Origin of the sequence: Fictibacillus norfolkensis, from assembly GCF_014836645.1 — a bacterium.
Lineage (GTDB): Bacteria > Bacillota > Bacilli > Bacillales > Fictibacillaceae > Fictibacillus > Fictibacillus norfolkensis.
This window is the reverse complement of sequence record NZ_JACSQM010000005.1, coordinates 102,102-120,937: the sequence shown is the minus strand read 5'-3', so window position 1 is coordinate 120,937 and position 18,836 is coordinate 102,102. Positions and strand designations below refer to the sequence as shown.

General features: G+C 35.7%; 17 protein-coding genes and 1 pseudogene. All 18 read left to right on the top strand.

Annotated features, from left to right (window positions below; translation table 11 throughout):
- Positions 1 to 1,116 carry a glycosyltransferase gene (locus tag H9648_RS12690; protein WP_191754185.1) on the top strand — a complete coding sequence of 372 codons (1,116 nt, stop codon included), beginning with the start codon at positions 1 to 3 and terminating at the stop codon, positions 1,114 to 1,116.
- A 168-nt stretch (positions 1,117 to 1,284) separates the two neighbouring features.
- A complete protein-coding gene (locus H9648_RS12685) occupies positions 1,285 to 2,568 on the top strand; it encodes a hypothetical protein (protein WP_191754184.1) in 1,284 nt (427 codons plus the stop codon).
- Between the two features lie 24 nt (positions 2,569 to 2,592).
- Positions 2,593 to 3,912: a glycosyltransferase family 4 protein gene (locus tag H9648_RS12680; RefSeq protein ID WP_191754183.1), complete on the top strand. Its 1,320-nt coding sequence runs from the start codon at positions 2,593 to 2,595 to the stop codon at positions 3,910 to 3,912.
- A 182-nt stretch (positions 3,913 to 4,094) separates the two neighbouring features.
- The gene (locus tag H9648_RS12675; RefSeq protein WP_225218886.1) at positions 4,095 to 5,423 is read left to right on the top strand and encodes a flippase; all 1,329 of its coding nucleotides are present in this window, start codon (positions 4,095 to 4,097) and stop codon (positions 5,421 to 5,423) included.
- A 5-nt stretch (positions 5,424 to 5,428) separates the two neighbouring features.
- Positions 5,429 to 6,583, top strand: a complete 1,155-nt coding sequence (locus H9648_RS12670) for a glycosyltransferase (RefSeq protein WP_191754181.1) — start codon at positions 5,429 to 5,431, stop codon at positions 6,581 to 6,583.
- A 108-nt stretch (positions 6,584 to 6,691) separates the two neighbouring features.
- A pseudogene (locus H9648_RS12665) lies at positions 6,692 to 7,420 on the top strand (UDP-N-acetyl glucosamine 2-epimerase).
- Between the two features lie 441 nt (positions 7,421 to 7,861).
- Positions 7,862 to 8,650, top strand: coding sequence for an SDR family NAD(P)-dependent oxidoreductase (locus H9648_RS12660; RefSeq protein WP_191754180.1), 789 nt, complete (start codon positions 7,862 to 7,864; stop codon positions 8,648 to 8,650).
- Positions 8,651 to 8,680: 30 nt separating this feature from the next.
- On the top strand, positions 8,681 to 9,160 hold the full coding sequence (locus tag H9648_RS12655) for a 2,4'-dihydroxyacetophenone dioxygenase family protein (RefSeq protein WP_191754179.1): 480 nt from the start codon (positions 8,681 to 8,683) through the stop codon (positions 9,158 to 9,160).
- Between the two features lie 33 nt (positions 9,161 to 9,193).
- Positions 9,194 to 10,186: a tripartite tricarboxylate transporter substrate binding protein gene (locus H9648_RS12650; RefSeq protein WP_318243526.1), complete on the top strand. Its 993-nt coding sequence runs from the start codon at positions 9,194 to 9,196 to the stop codon at positions 10,184 to 10,186.
- A gap of 31 nt (positions 10,187 to 10,217) precedes the next feature.
- On the top strand, positions 10,218 to 10,703 hold the full coding sequence (locus tag H9648_RS12645; RefSeq protein WP_191754178.1) for a tripartite tricarboxylate transporter TctB family protein: 486 nt from the start codon (positions 10,218 to 10,220) through the stop codon (positions 10,701 to 10,703).
- A gap of 21 nt (positions 10,704 to 10,724) precedes the next feature.
- Positions 10,725 to 12,236: a tripartite tricarboxylate transporter permease gene (locus H9648_RS12640; RefSeq protein ID WP_225218885.1), complete on the top strand. Its 1,512-nt coding sequence runs from the start codon at positions 10,725 to 10,727 to the stop codon at positions 12,234 to 12,236.
- Between the two features lie 69 nt (positions 12,237 to 12,305).
- Positions 12,306 to 12,983 (top strand): GntR family transcriptional regulator, encoded by a 678-nt coding sequence (locus H9648_RS12635; RefSeq protein WP_191754177.1) that lies wholly within the window; start codon positions 12,306 to 12,308, stop codon positions 12,981 to 12,983.
- A gap of 1 nt (position 12,984) precedes the next feature.
- Entirely contained in the window at positions 12,985 to 13,935 is a 951-nt protein-coding gene (locus H9648_RS12630; protein ID WP_191754176.1) for a sugar kinase, read from the top strand.
- A gap of 12 nt (positions 13,936 to 13,947) precedes the next feature.
- Entirely contained in the window at positions 13,948 to 14,604 is a 657-nt protein-coding gene (locus tag H9648_RS12625; RefSeq protein ID WP_191754175.1) for a bifunctional 4-hydroxy-2-oxoglutarate aldolase/2-dehydro-3-deoxy-phosphogluconate aldolase, read from the top strand.
- A 168-nt stretch (positions 14,605 to 14,772) separates the two neighbouring features.
- Positions 14,773 to 15,450 carry an RraA family protein gene (locus H9648_RS12620; RefSeq protein ID WP_191754174.1) on the top strand — a complete coding sequence of 226 codons (678 nt, stop codon included), beginning with the start codon at positions 14,773 to 14,775 and terminating at the stop codon, positions 15,448 to 15,450.
- Positions 15,451 to 15,690: 240 nt separating this feature from the next.
- Positions 15,691 to 16,641 (top strand): hypothetical protein, encoded by a 951-nt coding sequence (locus H9648_RS12615; RefSeq protein WP_191754173.1) that lies wholly within the window; start codon positions 15,691 to 15,693, stop codon positions 16,639 to 16,641.
- A 185-nt stretch (positions 16,642 to 16,826) separates the two neighbouring features.
- Positions 16,827 to 17,729 carry a DUF1672 family protein gene (locus H9648_RS12610; protein WP_191754172.1) on the top strand — a complete coding sequence of 301 codons (903 nt, stop codon included), beginning with the start codon at positions 16,827 to 16,829 and terminating at the stop codon, positions 17,727 to 17,729.
- A gap of 200 nt (positions 17,730 to 17,929) precedes the next feature.
- On the top strand, positions 17,930 to 18,832 hold the full coding sequence (locus H9648_RS12605) for a DUF1672 family protein (RefSeq protein ID WP_191754171.1): 903 nt from the start codon (positions 17,930 to 17,932) through the stop codon (positions 18,830 to 18,832).
- The last annotated feature ends 4 nt before the right edge of the window (positions 18,833 to 18,836 follow it).

The window sequence follows — 18,836 nt, the reverse complement described above, 5'->3', positions numbered from 1 at the left end:
ATGTTAAAAATATTACACATTGTTTCCGGATTAGGTAGCGGTGGAGTAGAATCCATGCTACACAATTATTATATTAATATGGATAAAAGAAAAGTGAAGTTTGACTTTATAGTCCATGACCCTAATATTGGAAAATTAGAAGAAGATTTCAAAAAACTAGGTTGCGAAGTTTTTCACGTTACTCCAAAGAAAGATTCCTTATTTAACAACGCGCTGGATATCTTTCAAATAATAAAGAAAGGTGACTATGATATTATTCATAGTCATCAAAATGCATCATCATTCTTAGCACTATTTTTTGCAAGACTAAACAAGATAAAGGTTAGAATTGCACATAGTCATGTAGGGATTCTTAAAGAAAAAACAAGTAGAAAAATGTTATTACTTCCATTCAAAATACTAACAAAGTATTTTTCTACAGATCGGTTTGCATGTTCTGTAATTGCCAGTAATTGGCTTTTCGGAAAGAAAAATAAGGATATAATAATAATTAATAATGCAATTGACCTAGAAAAATTTAAATATAACAGTCTTCTAAGGACAGAAGTTCGACAGAAGTATGGATGGGACGATAAATTTGTTATTGGTAATGTTGCACGTTTTTTTCCAGAAAAAAACCATGAATTTCTGATCCGAATTTTCAAGGAAATTCATAAACTAATACCTACGGCTATTTTAATTCTGGTAGGTGGTGAGGAAAAAGAAGAAGAAAAGAGAGTACGTAGGTTGACACAAGTCTTAGGCGTGAATGAACACGTCATTTTTTTGGGTGTTAGGGATGATGTTAATAAGCTAATGCAGGCTATGGATAGTTTTATACTCCCCTCTAAATTTGAAGGCTTTGGTATGGTCTTAGTAGAAGCACAAGCTTCCTCTTTAAAATGCTTTACGAGTGATAATGTACCAAAGGAAACGAGAATTACAAATTTAATAGAATATATCTCCCTAGAAAATTCGGAAAAATATTGGGCGGAAAAAGTAATAGATTCAACATACGGATATAATAGAAAAAAATATGATGAAAATGTTAGTAGAAGTAACTTTGATATACAAACTGAAGCTGTAAAGTTAAGTAAGATTTATTTTGATTTATATAAAACTAGATACTTAAAATAAAGGAGTAACTATTGTAATCTCCTATTATATTTGCAATTGTAAAAAGAGTGTTATTTAAATATTTTAATTAAAGTTTTATAGAAAGATATCATCCTTATACACCTTTTCAAGATCACTGTATAGACGTTTATGAGGTTCAAGGGTTTTGTTAGGAGGAATTGCATTATAATGCAGTCATATATATATAACTTAAATAATAATAATAGTAAAGTGCGATTAAGTGTTAAAATAAACTTTTATTTCACATGTTTATTAGTAATTTGGTCACTTACCCCTTATTTGATGAGGGAATTACAACAGCTATTTGTAATATTACTTTTTTTAGGGTGGTGGGTGACTGCTCTTTTTTCTATTTTAGCTAAAAAACCAATTACAATAAATAAAACAACGAAAGTTATTCCAATAACAATTATTTGGTTAATAATTGTGACCATATATGTAATGGTACAGTTACCTAATTTTTACTTCGGTAATTATTTCTATATAGTACTCTACTACATGCCTATCTTATTTTTAGCGTTTTATCTCAGATGTGGAAATATAAAGATAATAAAACAATTAGTACTTTTTACTTTAGTTGTTTTATTAACCAATTCAATTTCTAACATCATGATACTTTTTGATAATCCCTACGCAGCCAAAGAGGCAACCGGTGGTTATGGATTAATTGATTATTCTAACACTAATGTAATTACGGATAAATCAGCATTTACAATTGTACTAGGAATCTACTTAGCGCTTTTAGGTGTTTACTTTTCTCTTGTAAAAAGAATAAAAATATTATTTCTTATTTTAACTTACACTCTCCTATTATTATTATTACAATCAACTTTTTTTATTGGACTTATCTCTTTAATTATTATTATTTCCTGTTATTTCTTAATAAGAGGAGATAGAGTAATTTCTTTAATTAAAGGTCTTTTATTTTTGATTATTTGTACATTTATTTTAATTTTTAAAAATAATGTATCTTTTCTTATAAATGATTGGATAGTTGCCACAACAAGTAACCAATTAATAATTACTCGTGTACATTTACTTACAGACTTAATTGTTAATTTTTCTGTGTCTGGGACACTTGAAGCTCGCTTGGTAAATATAAGAGAGAGTTTTGTTACTTTTTTAGAAAATCCTTTCTTTGGTAAAGGATATGTGAATTCATTTATTTCACAGAGCGTCGGAATTGGTAACCATTCCTACATCTTTGACAACCTAGCAAAGTTTGGAATAGTCGGGTTCTTTTTTGAATTAACTGTATATATTACTTTTATTAGGTATGTAACCAGTAATATAGATAGCAAATTAAGAAAATATTATTATTGTTCATGGTCAGGGTTCGTGTTTTATGCTTTATTTAATCCGATTGTTTTTCCGTCTGTAGGAATATTGTTATTCTTTATATTTCCATTATTTATTCATTATAAATCATTAACTTTATCGAGAGATTCATAAGAAACTAATGGGGGAATCATTTTAATGAAAAAAATTCTAATGATAAATACATTACCAATTAATAATTTTGGTGAAACAAATAAGGTCAAAAGGACAGCAGGGAATCAGACCCTGTATAATACTTTAAAGGGATATAGTGAAAATGGATATGATGTTACAATGCTAACATTTTGTGATGTTCCAAAGGAAAGTAAGCCATTTCCTAATATAACTGTAAAACGATCTCGTTTTCTCAAAATATTTAATTTTTTGCTAAAAACTAAACAAAAACTATTATTTATTAAAAGGATTCGAAAAGAAAAGAGTGACAAAGTCACTACGGATATAAGCGTAAAAGGTTCCACTTTTTTATTTAAGTTTTGGGAAGTGTTTGGGTATCTTGAAGGCCTGTCTATTGCAAAAAAAAATAAAGCTGATTTAATTTACGGTTATGAAATATATAGTACTAGACCCTCAAAGCGAATTGCAGACAAAATAGGTGTTCCTTCTGTTTCAAGATTTCAAGGCACTGAACTTAGTTTTTATTTAAATGAACCTGATAAATTTGAGAAGTCTATGCCTTATATTTTGGGAACGAAAGTACCTACGGACTTAGTGATAATGGCAAATGATGGAACGCAAGGTGATGAGATCTTAGTACGTTTAGGTGTTGATATAAATAAAGTGCGTTTTTGGGTTAACGGATTAACAGATAAGAATAAATATTTAAACTACAAAAAAGAAGGAAATTACAAAGGCATTCTAGGAATCCCAGAAGATGCTTTTGTTATATGTACTGCAAACAGATTTGTTGATTGGAAAAGAATAGATAGAATAATAAAAGTAGTACATGAATTAACAAAAAAAAATCAAAATGTCTATTTAGTAGCAATAGGTGATGGTCCTGAAAAAATGGCATTAGCACATCTTGTATCATCATTAAATTTAAAAAACAATGTAATATTTACAGGTACACTGGAACATGCTGAAACTATTTATCATATTGCAAATGCAGATTTATATATAACCCTAAATGAAGGCGGGAATTTAGGAAACTCAGTATTAGAGGCACTCGCTTTAGGTACTGCCGTGTGTACATTAAGAAACAACAGTGTAGAGAAAGTGTTAATGGATGGTTATAATGCAATATTATTTAATACTGTGGATGAACAGAAGATTTCAAGTCAAATATATAAGTTGGTAGAAAACCGAGAGATGATTGAAAATATTAAAGTAAATGCACGAAATTATGCCGAAAGTAAGTTGTTATCATGGTCAGATAGGATGTTTTTAGAAGTGGAGACAATTTCTGAATTGATTGAGAAAAGTAAAAAAAGAAAGCTTAGTACCAATTTGCAAAAGTAATAATAGCAGCACTTGTTTTAACATTGTGAATGCTAATTAGTTCAAATTAAATATGATAAAAAAAACAAACTTTGTGGACGCATAATAAGATGGTTATTGAAATATATCCTACAGCAACAGGGTGTTGTGGAAAATATATTAAATATATGATTCTATCCACGTTTGATTATGAGGTAATTAGGATGAATAGTAGCTTTATTAAAAATAATATATTCACACTTTCTCGTCAGATAATTAGTATATTTATCTCTTTAATTTCATCAATTTTTATTGCTAGATATCTAGGCCCAGAAGGGCAAGGCAGTTACTCTTTAATTATTTTACTACCTTTGATGTTATTGACTTTTCTTAACTTTGGAATTGGGTCTTCATCAATATTTTATATTGGTAAAAAAGAGGAAAACTTAAATACTATAATTAAAACTATTATATTTACTGGTATTTGGTTAAGTATAATATCGGTAATTATTGGGTTAATTATAATTTTATTATTCTCAGATCAATTCTTTTCAGGGATATCATTAAAATTACTACTAGCCTCTTTGTTAGTGTTACCATTCTTATTTACTAAAAGTTTTCTACAATCAATTTTTCAAGGTAAACAAAACTTTCAAGTATTTAATATTATTTTATTGGTAGAACAAATTACAATATTAATTTTAGTAATCCTATTATTTAAGTTGGTAAATGTTAGCGTGGTGCAGGCACTCATAGCATATTTTATAGGGCAAGTTATAACATTGATAAGTATTGTAATAATTATAAAAAGAGATAAATCGATTAATATAAAAAAAGGTAGATTTTCTAGCAGCTTTTTACGAAAGTCACTTCAGTATGGTCTTAAAGTACACCTTAGTAATGTTTTAGCATTTGTTAATTATCGTGCGGATATTTTAATGATATCCTTTTTCATTAACCCAATGGCAGTTGGAATATATACGATTGCTGTTAACATCGCAGAAAAACTATGGATAATTTCCCAATCAGCATCAACAGTACTTTTTCCTAAAATAGCTTCCTTAAAAAATAATAATGATGGATCCAAGATAACATCTCAAGTTAATAGAAATGTATTAGCAATCTGCACTTTTTTAGGATGTGGAATATTCTTTTCTGTTGATTATATTATATATTTTCTATTTGGAGAAATGTATAGTGAAAGTTCGATAATAATAAAACTGTTACTTCCTGGTATTATTCTTTTTTCTGTGGCACGTATATTATCTAATGATTTTGCCGGAAGGGGAAAGCCTGAAATAAATTTATACACTGCTATTTTTACGGTATTTTTTAATATATGTTTAAATCTCTACTTAATTCCTTTATACGGAATAGAAGGTGCAGCAATTGCTACCTCAATAACATATAGCTTAAATAGCATTATGAACGTTTTTATATTCATTAACATAACAGGACAATCGCTAAAGTCAACATTATTAATTACTTTAAATGATATAAGAATGTATATCAGAATATTCACCAACATTCAAAAAAGATTTAGAAAAGGGTGAAAACTATGCATGTATTAATAGTTCCCTCTTGGTATCCAACAGAGTTCACTCCAATTGCAGGGATATTTTTTAAAGAACAAGCTAAGGCTCTGCAAAAATTTGGACATAAAGTAACAGTTGTGTTTCCCGAGACCAGAAGTTTGAAATCATATAATAAAGATTTTAAATCTGGTATTAAATGTAATGTTGAGGACGGGATTAAGACTTATCGATATCATGGATATAACCTTATGCCTGGGCTAACTAAAGCAAATAAGATAAATTATTTTATGAAATTTAAAAAGTTATATCATCACATTGTTGAAAAGGAAGGGATTCCTAACATTGTCCATGCTCATTCATGTTTATGGGGTGGGTGGGCTGCTGCCAAGATTATTACAAAAGAGCATATACCTTTAGTAATAACAGAGCATTCCACAGCTTTCATAAGGGGATTAATAGAACCAGAAGAAGAGGAAGATATTCGTTATGCTTTAGGGAAAGCAAGTAAGGTGATTTCAGTTGGACCAAGGTTAGCTGAGGAAATGACAAAGTATGTTAATGAAAATAAAGTAACGCTAATTCCTAATATTGTTAATACTGATTATTTTACAATAAAAAAAAGTGATAACAAGAGTTTTCGATTCTTTACTGTTTCGTTACTTACTCAAAAAAAAGGTATGGATATATTAGTTAAGGCTTTTGCAAATACCTTTAAAGGTGAAAAATACGAATTAATTATAGGTGGTACAGGAGAAGAGGAAGCTAATATAAAAAAATTAGTAGATGAATTAATGATATCTAACCAAGTGCAGTTTTTAGGAGAACTTTCTAGGGAAGAAGTTAGAGACCAAATGCAAAGTTGTGATGCTTTCGTGTTAGCAAGTAGATTTGAGACTTTTGGTGTTGTTTATATTGAAGCACTTGCATGTGGGAAGCCTGTAATTGCAACAGCAAGTGGTGGGCCTGAAATAATAGTTAACGAAAAAAATGGACTTTTAGTACCTGTAGACGATATAAAAAATTTAGGAAATGCAATGCAGACTTTAGTTAATAATAAGAATAAATATAATGAAGAACTTATAAGAGAAGATTGTGTAAAAAGATTTAGTGAGGATGTTATTACGAGCCAACTTGATAACTTATATTCAGGAGTGATAGGCCAATATACTGCAAAATAATATTTTGTTTTTTGAATAAATATTGTAATTTAAGTGGAAACAGCCAAGTTTTTAGGGACTTGTTATTGTATTGTTCGTAGTTAAAGTAAGGATGTTGTAAAACAATTCATAAAGGCAGCTCATTTTTCTGAAATATTTAGAAAAGCAAATATAGAGATTCTAGTTCATACGGGACAACATTATGAAGCAAATATGTCTGATGTTTTCTTTGAAGAACTTGGAATACCCAAACCTGATTATAATTTAAGTGTTGGATCTGGTAGTCAAGGTCTTCAAACACGACGTATTCTTGAAAAAATTGAAGATATAATATTAAAGGAAAAGCCTGATGGGATGCTTGTATATGGTGATACGAATTCTACTTTAGCTGGTGCATTAGCAGCAAGTAAATTGCATGTTCCAGTCTTTCATATTGAAACTTGACTAAGAAGTTACAATAAATTAATGCCCGAGGAGCAAAACCGAGTATTAACGAATCATATTTCTGATTTATTACTATGTCCAACCCAAAAAGCTGTAAATAACCTTAAAAAGGAAGGGATCATAGAAGGGGTGTCTAATACGGGAGACATAATGTATGATGTGGTCTTAAGAAATATTGAGATTTCACAAAGACGTTATTCGGATGGTATTTGGTTAAATGAATTAAGAGAAGAAAACATTGCAACTATCCACCGAGCAAAAAATACAGACGATAGTAATAAGCTAATTAAGATTTTTTCAGCATTTGAAAATATGGATAAGCCAGTAGTATTACCAATTCACCCAAGGACTGTTCTTGTGGAATTTTTAACCAATATTAATATTAAGCTGATATCGTCAGCTTGGTATTCATAAAATCCAAGATTTCACCCCTCTTATTCTAGAAAGAGCATTGTCTTACCATTAAAATCGAGGAAGGGATGTTGCAGCGAAACTTTATACCGGATAGTCAAAGTAAGCGAAAATATTATATGGTGAAGAAGTAATGATAACCCACTGAGTAGGCTGAAGTATTAGCCACTTGGTAAGATTACTATGTGAATTTCTTAGATAGCCTTTGTACTCAATAGTTAAACGCTATATAAGAAAACAGGGAAATCTAAAACTCTGCTGAGCGAGATGCTCGGCAGAGTTTTTTCGTTTAATCATCAGGTGTACTATTAAAATAGACCGAAATGTTTTTTGTATTCAGAAAAATCTAAAAAATAGTTGACTTTGCAGTGAAACTAGGTAAAATTAGGTTAACACTGATATCTGATATATCAGATATCAATTAATTAAATGTGAGGTGGACGAATGGAAAGATCCGTTGCGGCAATTGTTACCGGAGGTGCATCAGGATTGGGTTTAGCAGTTGTTAGAGAACTTGCTCAACATGGGATGGCTGTTGCCATTGTTGATATTTCAGAAGAAAAAGGCGAAGAAGTCACTCGGTCATTAGTGAAAGAAGGAAAGAATGTTGCTTTCTTTAAAGGAGATGTAACGAGTCAAGAAGATACAAAAAAAGTCGTACATCTAATCTCAGAAACAAGAGGAAACGTTCGTGTACTTGTGAACTGTGCTGGAATCATCCGCCGTTCACCTGCTGTATCGGTTTCGGCAGATGAGTTGGATTCGATATTGCGAATCAACCTTCAAGGAAGCGTTTATATGTCTCAGGCCGTTCAGCCTTACATGGCAGAAAATGAAAGCGGTGCCATTGTAAACTTTGCTTCAATGCTGGCTCACTATGGAAGTACCAATCTTTTATCATATGCTGCATCAAAAGGCGGTATCGTACAAGTAACCAAATGCCTGGCGGTCGAGTGGGCTAAACACAACATTCGCGTGAATGCTGTAAGTCCGGGATACATAGAAACGCCATTAGCTTCTGGAGCGACTCAAGATCCGACCTTTAGAGAGAGGATTTTATCCCGCACACCACAGAGAAGATTTGGCAAGCCAGAAGAGGTAGCCGAAGTTGTACATTTCTTGGTTTCGCCGAGATCGAGTTTTGTAACAGGAGCCGTACTGCCTGTTGATGGAGGTCTTCTCGCTGGGGATCCTTGCCTCTACCCGCCTGTTACACAGCGTGAATTCGTGTAAGGAAAACAACAAACCTAAGGAGGAAATACAATGATTACAGATTTAAATAAGTTTACCGAGCAATTCCAGTTGGATGATCAGGCCATAGATATCGAGAGTATTCCGTGGATTCCGCAATCAGATCGTGTATGGTTTAAACCCGTTCGATTTGATCTAACGACGGGAAGCTGGATCAATCTTCTTAAAGTGAAGCCAGGCGGTGCAGTGAACAGACACCGTCACTCAGGCGGAAAAGTAATGGCTTATACAATCCAAGGAACATGGCGTTATTTGGAGCGTGACTGGGTTGCAAAACCAGGCACATTTGTCTATGAGCCACCAGGGGACATACACACTCTTGTGGTCGACGGTGAGGAAGAGATGATCACTCTTTTCATACTCGAAGGAATTATTCAATATTTGGATGATAAGGATCAGGTCGTTCACCAAGATGATGTATTCAGTAAGATGAACCTTTACTACAACTATTGTGAAGAACACAATATTCCCGTTGAAAACTTAAGGTTTTAAAGTGTTGAATAAATCAATCAAAGGAGGATTCTTGTGAAGAAAAAATGGGTTGGAGGATTATTGGCATCTGTATTGGCAGTAGGTTTAATCGGTTGCAGCGCAGGAACAGATTCTGCAAGTTCTGGGTCTAAGGGTGCATCAGATTTTCCTAAGAAACAGATTGAACTAATCGTTCCTTTTTCAGCTGGTGGTGGTACGGATGCCGTAGCAAGAGCCTTTGCAGATGCGGCAAAGAAACACTTGCCAAAACCGATCGGTGTAGTGAATAAAACGGGAGGAGGAGGCGCGATTGGTCTAGCTGAAGGTGCTAATGCAAAACCTGATGGCTATAAAGCTTCGCTCGTAACGGTTGAACTAGCTATTCTGCCGAATCTAGGACTAGCTTCCTTTCAATCGGATGACTTAAAGCCCGTTGCACAATTGAATGCTGATCCATCAGCTGTTACCGTTGCCGCAGACTCTCCTTGGAAAACACTCGATGAATTTCTAAAATACGCAAAAGAAAATCCCGAGAAGGTTCGTATTGGTAATGCAGGAAGTGGTTCGATCTGGCACCTTTCCGCAGCCGCATTAGGTGAGGAGACTGGAGTGAAGTTCAGCCATATCCCTTTTGAAGGGGCAGCACCAGCAGTAACATCTTTATTGGGTGGCCATTTAGAAGCGGTTACAGTAAGTCCGGCAGAGGTCAGCTCACAAGTAGCAGCTGGGAAACTTCGAATGCTTGGGGTGATGTCGGATGAGCGCCTTGAGGCATTTAAAGATGTTCCGACGTTAAAAGAAAACGATATTGACCTCTCGATCGGAACTTGGAGAGGGATTGCCGTCCCAAAAGATACGCCACAGGATGTAGTTGATGTCCTGAAAGAGGCTTCTCGTAAAACGGTTGAAGAACAATCTTTCAAAGATGTTCTCGATAAACTGAACCTTGGTATTGAATATAAGGATGATACAGGATTTGCTGATACTATTACGAAAGATTCAAAGCGATTTAAAGAATTAATCGATAAGCTGAACTTAAAACAGTAAAGGTAATCGGGTCACATGGGAGTTCAACTATGTGACCTGGTTTCTAATCGAGGTGAAAAAATTATTGGCTAAACAAATAGACATTTCGATTTCTCTCGCTCTTATCGTAATAGGGGCGATAATCATTCATACGAGCAGAAGCTTTCCTGGAGCTCAAGGGGCTGATGTAGGAGCAAGTTTCTTTCCGGTCATTCTATCCTCATTATTAATCTTTTTATCGTTACTGTTAATTCTTACTTCAATCAAAAATAAATCGGTGGAAACTCGTACAGCAGGGAAATCAGAATGGAAAAAAGTCGTCTTTGGGATGGCACTTACGTTTATTTACTTTATCTTGCTGATTTATCTTGGATACGTTGCTGCTACACCTATTTTCCTTGCGGCTATGATGTGGATATTTAATTACAGAAGAATCGTACAAGTTGTTTTCTGGTCATTGTTGATTACGGGAATCATTTACGCATGCTTCGCTATGTTATTACAGGTACCCCTCCCAAGTGGAGTCTTCTTTTCATAATGCAGCAGAATGGAGGTGGGGATGATGCTTGATCTATTCTCACAAGGAATTGTAAATATTTTCACACAGCCAACAGTACTCCTGCTTGCGGTTCTTGGAGTTGTAGTAGGAATTGTGGTAGGTGCTCTGCCGGGATTGACAGCCACAATGGGGGTTGCTTTGTTGCTTCCTATCACTTTTGGAATGGAACCGGTAGCAGGATTGCTTTTATTATCAGGGGTTTATTTTGGTGGAATCTACGGAGGTTCGATCACGGCCATATTGTTAAGAACGCCAGGCACACCCGCAGCAGCAGCCACTGCGATTGATGGTTATGCTTTAACGAAAAAGGGGATGGCGGGCAAAGCACTTACTGTCGCAACAATATCTTCATTCACAGGCGGAACGATCAGTATACTCATCCTTATGTTTCTTGCACCAATTCTAGCAAACTTTGCTTTGAAGTTCAGTGCACCTGAATCCTTCGCTCTTGCCCTGTTCGGGATAAGTATCATTGCAAGTATTTCTGGTACTTCTTTAATCAAAGGGTTAATAGCCGGCACGGCAGGGCTTCTAGTTGCAACAGTTGGACTTGATCCGATTCAGGGATTCCCTCGATTTACAGGCGGAATTACAGATATTATGAACGGCATTCCATTCATACCAGTGATGATCGGACTGTTTGCAGCGTCAGAAGCTTTTAAGTCGTTAGAAGAAATGAATATTACTGAAAAAGTGAAAACAAAGATTCAGCGTTTCATGATTTCAAAAGCAGATGTAAAGAAAATTTGGCCTTCTATATTGCGTTCGACAGGACTCGGAACGTTTATCGGTATTATACCAGGTGCAGGAGCTGATATTGCTGCTTTCGTTTCTTACAATGAAGCGAAACGTTTTAGTAAGAATAAAGAAGAGTACGGAGAAGGCAGTCTGGAGGCAGTCGCTGCATGTGAATCAGGTGCAAATGCATGTACCGGGGGAGCGCTCGTTCCATTATTAACATTAGGTATACCTGGGGATTCTGTTACGGCAGTCATGCTGGGAGCTCTTATGGTTCAAGGTCTACAGCCCGGCCCAATGTTATTTAAAGATAATGGCGATCTTGTGTATACCTTGTTCAGCGGAATGATAATCTGTTATGTTGCGATGCTTATTATTGGTTTATTTGCAGCCCGTTACTTTGCCAAAGTGGTCGAGATTCCAAAAGCTATCTTAACACCGGTTATTCTCATGCTATGTGTTGTTGGATCATATGCAATCAACAATAATCTTTTTGATGTATTAATTATGCTTGTAGCGGGTATCATTGGCTACTTTATGCAGAAGTTTGACTTCCCGGCGTCACCGGTTGTACTGGCTATTATCCTTGGTCCCATGGTAGAAAGCCAGTTTAGGAGAGCACTGACACTTTCAAACGGAAACTATGATATTTTTTATACCCGTCCAATCACACTCGTTCTTCTACTATTATCTTTGCTGACCTTGCTGACACCTATTATTAAGAAAATCTGGCAGACAAATAAAGATTCAAAGGATGAAAGTGTTAGATTATAGTCCAAACTTTGGAAAAAAGTATGCTGGATAGTAGAATAGGAGTAAATCATAGATATTGAGGGATGTAACATGGAAAACAAGCCTTTCTTTGATAATTTGAACTTACATGAAAGAGTGTATATGTACGTACGAGATAAAATTATAAATAACGAATTAAAGCCAGGATCGAGGATTGATTACGAAGAACTGATCTCAGAACTCGGTGTAAGCAGGACACCGCTACGTGATGCCATTAATCGACTTCAGCATGATAAGTTGATTGAAGTGAAACCGCGTTCTGGAACTTTCGTAAGCGTTCCTCGCCCAAAGGATATTGAGGAAATTTATGATGTGCGTAAACCATTAGAATGCCTGGCTGTTAAATTATCTGCTCAACATCTTTCAAAGGAAACGTATAAGAGTTTACTAGATGAGACAGACGAAGTCGAGGCAGAACTTAACAGAGGAAACGTGGAAACTTTTTTTCAATCTGATCGGAATCTGCACAAGCTGTTGATCGTGAATGCTGACAACAGTCGTCTTCTCACGATCATGAACTCACTGGAAGTTCAGATAAAGTGGTTCGGAGTCATTATGACGATTAATGTGGACAGGCCATTACAAGCAAACGAGATGCACCGAAAACTCATAAAAGCTATGCATGATGGAAGGGTAGAGGAAGCAATTCAAATTATGGGAGCGCATATCGATGAAGTAAAACATGATATTCTACAAGATTTTCTACAACATACTAAAATGGAGGATTGATATGGACGTTGTAACGATTGGGGAGTCCATGATGGTATTCTCACCGATAAGGACAGGCTATTTAAGGCATGCTCATACCTTTCAGAAGGGAATCGCAGGAGCTGAGTCAAATGTGGCGATCGGTCTTTCACGGTTAGGACACAAGGTTGGCTGGGGTAGCCGAGTAGGTGAGGATGAATTTGGAACAGAGATCATTTCCTTTCTCCGCGGAGAGGGAGTGGATGTTAGCCAAGTCATTCAGGATGATTCGGCACCGACCGGTATTTATTTCAAAGAATTGCTTCGGCCAGAAGAAATACGAGTCTATTATTACCGTCAAAACTCTGCGGCTAGTAGAATGTCTGTTCAAGACTTGAACGAAGAATACATCGCAAGTGCTAAATATCTCCATCTTACAGGGATAACACCTGCACTCAGCGAGTCATGTCGAGATACCGTTTGGGAAGCGATAAGGATCGCAAAGAAAAATGGTGTCAAGATTGTATTCGATCCCAACTTAAGAAGAAAGCTCTGGAAAGATGAAAACGAAGCGAAACGATTACTGGTCGAACTCTCATCCTATGCGGACATCGTGCTGCCTGGGGTAAGTGAAGGCGAATTCTTGTTTGGTGAATGTGAAAAAGAAGTAATGGCCAAACGATTTTTAAAGAATGGTTCTTCCCTTGTGGTATTAAAGTTAGGAGAAGAGGGGGCTTATTATTTATCAGATGAAAATAAAGGATATGTTCCAGCGTATGACGTTAAGCAAGTAGTAGACCCTGTTGGAGCAGGAGATGGTTTCGCTGCCGGATTTCTCTCTGGTTTACTTGAACAAAAGTCAATCTATGATGCTGTATACAAAGGATGTGTGGTTGGTGCTGCTGTTACGATGGCAAATGGGGATGTAGAAGGACTCCCTGATCAGCAAAGCTTACTCTCACTGCTGTCACAACAGGAAGATGTTTTAAGATAGGAGGAAAGATATATGGAGACGGTAGATGTTTTACGTAGATGCGGCGTGATTGCTATCTTGCGAGGAATAGATAGTGATCGAGTAGTGCCTATCGTGCAAGCGTTGTATGAAGGTGGAATAAAAGCAGTCGAAGTAACGCTAAACCATCCAGATTCAATGAAGTCGATTGCCCTCCTTGAAAATGAGTTCGACAAAGAGATTTGTATTGGAGCGGGGACCGTTTTGAATGAGGATTCTGCACGGGCAGCTATTTCAGCAGGGGCGAGCTTCATTATTTCTCCATCGCTAAATCTTCAGACGATTGAAATGACTAAACAGTTAGGTGCTGTTAGTATTCCAGGGGCTTATACTCCAACAGAAATTTTGACGGCATATGAAAACGGTGCTGATTTTGTGAAGGTATTCCCAGCTACCGCTCTAGGACCTGGCTTTTTAAAAGACATGAATGGTCCGCTTCCTTACATACCACTAATCCCGACTGGCGGAATAAACGTTGAGAATGCATTTGATTTCTTACAAGCTGGTGCTGTAGCCATTGGTGCAGGGAGTTCACTCGTTGGCGCATCCCAAAAAATAGATCAAGAGAGTTTAGCAAGTTTGAAAGAACGAGCTCAAGCGTTTATGAGTGAGTGCTGGAAAGCGAAAGAACAAGGAGTTTGGAGTGCGTAGTGTCGTGTTTCATAATCCAAAGAACATTGGTTAAGATAAAAAGCCTAAACCATATATACCTGAAAATGGGTCGCGATCAAAAGGAGCTTATGCTGGAATTTGCGGCTTTTTTCACTCGAAGCGGGCGTCTGTTCAATCATTTACGGAAAAGGAAAAGGAGTGCTGGTAATGAAAAAAGTTATTCATCCAAGACCAGAAGTGAACCAAGTCCTTATTAACAAGTTTAAGGACATGGAACGAGTATTAAGCCTTTCTTGTGTGGTAGGGGATGCACAGGAACGTAATCAGATCATGCGAAGCGATATGAAACCAAGATCTGTAAATAAAAAAATTATTGGTCCCGCTTTCACAGTGAAATTAACGCCGGGTGACTTGATTGATTACCTAGAGGTATTCAACCATATTCAAGAAGGTGATGTGTTAGTGGTAGATGCATTCGGAGAGACGGAGACCTCGGTGCTCGGCGGATTAATGTGCGGACTTTGTAAAGCTGCAGGTGTAGCAGGCATCATCGTAGATGGATCCGTGCGTGATACAGACGAAGCTCGATTGCTGGACGTTCCAGTTATTTCTAAATCTGTTAGTCCCCGTTCAACACACTCCCCAGGCTCCCAAAGAACAGAACCGTTTGAATTTAACACAACAATCGTTTGTGGCGGAGTAGTTGTAAAACCTGGAGATCTAATTGTAGGGGATGAAATTGGAGTAACTGTCGTTCCGCATGACGATCTAGAAGAAGTTTATATAAAAGCAAAAAACCAGGCAGCGGTTGAAGAGGCGGCAAGAAATGAGATATTAAAAGGAAAAACAGCAGACGAACTATTGGCGCAGTTTGGTCGGTTATGATAGGAAGTGAAGCACGGGACGATTCTCGCGGTTCATTTTAAATATCTTTCAAATAATTATAATCTATCTGACTCCTGTAAGTGTTCAGTTCAAGATGACGGTAAGAAAAGAATAGATATTGAAGCCTTCTCAGGATGAGATAGGCTTTTTTTATTAAATTGAGGATAATTTAACTCATTATTTACTGTGATTATACGATAGGATTAAAATGGAAGGAGAAAAAGCTGGAAGGTGAGAATTTTGAGCGGGATAGTTACGAGAATCATATCAGCTATGGCATCTATGGGTGTTTTCTTAGTTTATTTAATCTCTAGCATTCTGAAAGATGGTAATGTTGGAGAAATTATAGCTATAGCATTTTGGCTTGGGATAGTAGGATTTATCATTACGCTTGTCTATGGGAGTATAATTTCCATTTTTATTGAGTGGCTATTAAAATTAATTAAGATTGACCATAAATATCTATATTATATTTTGTTCATTGTGCTGCACGCTTTGGGAGGTTCAATAACTCACTCGATTTTTCCTCTCTTAGGAAATATCGTGGCATTGTTCTATGCCATTTTTTATTTATTGCTTAAGAACAATAAGACAAAGGAAGTCTTATATAGTTTAGCTGTATTGGTTGTATTTATAAGCAATGGTATTTGGCTAGAATCAAAATTTAATCGTAGCAGTGATCTTAGTTTTGGTTATTTATGGAACTTATACACAGCAATCCTTATAGGAGCAGTAATTATTATTATAGTTGGGCTGAAATGTTTAAAAACAGAGACATGGATTAAATCCATCATAATGGGTGTTTCAATAGCAGTAGTTACGCTGCCTTCCGTTTTTATAATAACTACAATTCAAAAACAAGTTCACCATAGTTTTGAACAAGATAAAGAATTATATCAATTATACAAAGAAATAAAGAAAGAGAAGCCAGAGTTTCTCTTTGATCCTGTTCGTTCATTTGAAAATGGTTATACGCTAAGCCTTGCAATTATGAAAAAAGAAGATACTCAGCCTTCATCTAAAAAAGTACTAGAATTTGTAGAATGGCTGCCCAAAAGAGAAGAGGGGTATTACCTTCAAATCTATTACGAGGAAGAGTTTCTTTATCTCACTCTTGATTCAATGAATAATATCATAGAGTGCGACAATCCAAATGCTGCAAAGAGTATGTGTTCTAAACTAGCAGAGTAAGTATCTAGTAAAAGACTTGTAGTAAAAGGGAGCATAGGGGATCCTTGTACAACATCAGCCATTTGATGTTGTTTTTTACTTTTTATGGGTATATATTAAGCGGCAGGTAATAATGTGTAACTGTACAATAATATAGGACGTATATTTGATATCATATTTCTCACCAAGCAGGGAGGTTCACACATATGTTACACACAAAAAAGATGGGAATGATTACAGCTTCTCTTATTGGCATCATGCTGCTTGGGGGCTGTTTGAAAGGAGCAACAGAAAAAGTGGAAAAAGAAAAAAGTCCTTATGTTCGTGTGCAGGATTACAAGGGTAATGAGTTCAGATTGCCGAACGGTGATAAAAACGACAAAATTGCTGAAGCTAGCAGAGAGAAAGTGATTTCAGGAACGGAAGAGTTTTTCCTCAAAAAATATAAAACAAAAGTGAAGGTTAACAACATTGTGGGGAATAAAGACGGTGCTACTGTATATGTGGAATCCATTGGAGAGCCACATTTTCAGACATTCGTTGTTATCCCAATCGATACCCAAGAAAACGTACGACCAGATGGTATTTGGACCCAAGAACGTGAAGTGGAAGGCGATATTGAAAGTGGTATTTATGCTTTAATTCATGAGAAGAAAATAAATAATCTCAATAATTATTTAAATGAATTTGTTAAGAAACATCCTGTTGTTGGACTTAGAGAAGAAGCATATAAGAATACTGCTTCAACAGGTTATACAACACCTTATTATTACATTATTACTTATGGAGACAGCCTTAATCCATACTTAGATCAATATTTAAGTAACCCTGAAACAAAAAAGGAAGTGTATCAACAAAAATCTCAGTCTTTAATCTTTGATCCGGAAAATTACAATATTGTAATTGAATTATTTATGAAAGAAGAAAACAAAGAACCTGATCAAAAGATTTTCGATAAGCTTGAAGCGGATATAGAAAAAATGGATGGTCTTCCGCCTGGTCAATACACAGTTATACTTAATGATAATTACATACAAAAAGAAAATGCGCACAGCCAAAAAGACAATACTCTTAAGCGTGGAAATCCTAATTATATAATTAAAAATTAACGGAAAGATGGAAGTGTATAAATAAGTACAATATTATTTAGATAAATAGTAAAAACCTCACAGCAACATCAGCCATTTGATGTTGTTTTTTTACTTTTTATGGGTATATATTAGGTGGCAGGTAATAATGTGTAACTTTACAATAATATAGGACGTATACTTGATATCACATTTCTCACCAACCAGGGAGGTTCATACATATGTTACACACAAAAAAGACGGGAATGATTACAGCTTCTCTTATTGGCATCATGCTACTTGGAGGTTGTATGAAAGGGGCAACAGAAACGGTGAAAAAGGAAGACAATCCACTTGTGAGTGTTCAGGGGTATACTGGCGAAGGATATGACTTGCCAAACGGAAAAGAAAACGACAAAATCGCTGAGGCTAGTCGTGAAAAGGTCGTTTCTTCAACAGAAAAATTCTTCTTAGATACATACAAAACAAATGTAAAAGTACATAACATTGTGGGCAACAAAGACGGAGCGAGTGTGTTTGTAGAATCGATCGACGAACCACGTTTTCACACGTTCGCTGTGATTCCAATCGATAACAAAGGTAAAGTACGGCCAGAAGGCATTTGGACGGAAGAAGGACAAGTCGAATTATCGATCAAGAGCGGCTTGTATGCCATGATCTATGAGGAGCAGTTAAAAACACTTGATACTTATCTTGAAGGTGTTGTAAAAGAACATCCGGTAGTAGGAAAACAAGAAGAAGCGATACAAAAAACGTCTTCAACAGGGTTTACGACACCGTATTATTACATCTCCATAGCAGGGAAAAGTCTAGATGGTTTATATGAAGCGTATATAAACAATCCTCAAAAAACGAAGGAAGAGTGGCAGGCGGAAGAGAAAAATCTTCAAGCCAGTCCAGAAGATTTTTTAATCACGATTCAGTTATATATGAAAGAAAAAGGTGCAAAGCCTGATCAGAAAATTTTTGATCAGATGGTAGCTGATCTTGAAAAAATGGAGAATCTATCACCTGGTTCGTATAGCGTGTTTCTAAACGACAACACCATTAATAAAGGCAGTGCTAACAATACAAAGGAAAACAAACTAGAACTTAATTATCCGAATGAAATTAAAAAGCCTTAGCGAT

Bases quoted from the DNA above. Each gene is read 5' to 3' on its own strand.
- H9648_RS12690 (WP_191754185.1), top strand. From the start codon at position 1: ATGTTAAAAATATTACACATTGTTTCCGGATTAGGTAGCGGTGGAGTA.
- H9648_RS12685 (WP_191754184.1), top strand. From the start codon at position 1,285: ATGCAGTCATATATATATAACTTAAATAATAATAATAGTAAAGTGCGA.
- H9648_RS12680 (WP_191754183.1), top strand. From the start codon at position 2,593: ATGAAAAAAATTCTAATGATAAATACATTACCAATTAATAATTTTGGT.
- H9648_RS12675 (WP_225218886.1), top strand. From the start codon at position 4,095: ATGAATAGTAGCTTTATTAAAAATAATATATTCACACTTTCTCGTCAG.
- H9648_RS12670 (WP_191754181.1), top strand. From the start codon at position 5,429: ATGCATGTATTAATAGTTCCCTCTTGGTATCCAACAGAGTTCACTCCA.
- H9648_RS12660 (WP_191754180.1), top strand. From the start codon at position 7,862: ATGGAAAGATCCGTTGCGGCAATTGTTACCGGAGGTGCATCAGGATTG.
- H9648_RS12655 (WP_191754179.1), top strand. From the start codon at position 8,681: ATGATTACAGATTTAAATAAGTTTACCGAGCAATTCCAGTTGGATGAT.
- H9648_RS12640 (WP_225218885.1), top strand. From the start codon at position 10,725: ATGATGCTTGATCTATTCTCACAAGGAATTGTAAATATTTTCACACAG.
- H9648_RS12635 (WP_191754177.1), top strand. From the start codon at position 12,306: ATGGAAAACAAGCCTTTCTTTGATAATTTGAACTTACATGAAAGAGTG.
- H9648_RS12630 (WP_191754176.1), top strand. From the start codon at position 12,985: ATGGACGTTGTAACGATTGGGGAGTCCATGATGGTATTCTCACCGATA.
- H9648_RS12625 (WP_191754175.1), top strand. From the start codon at position 13,948: ATGGAGACGGTAGATGTTTTACGTAGATGCGGCGTGATTGCTATCTTG.
- H9648_RS12620 (WP_191754174.1), top strand. From the start codon at position 14,773: ATGAAAAAAGTTATTCATCCAAGACCAGAAGTGAACCAAGTCCTTATT.
- H9648_RS12610 (WP_191754172.1), top strand. From the start codon at position 16,827: ATGTTACACACAAAAAAGATGGGAATGATTACAGCTTCTCTTATTGGC.
- H9648_RS12605 (WP_191754171.1), top strand. From the start codon at position 17,930: ATGTTACACACAAAAAAGACGGGAATGATTACAGCTTCTCTTATTGGC.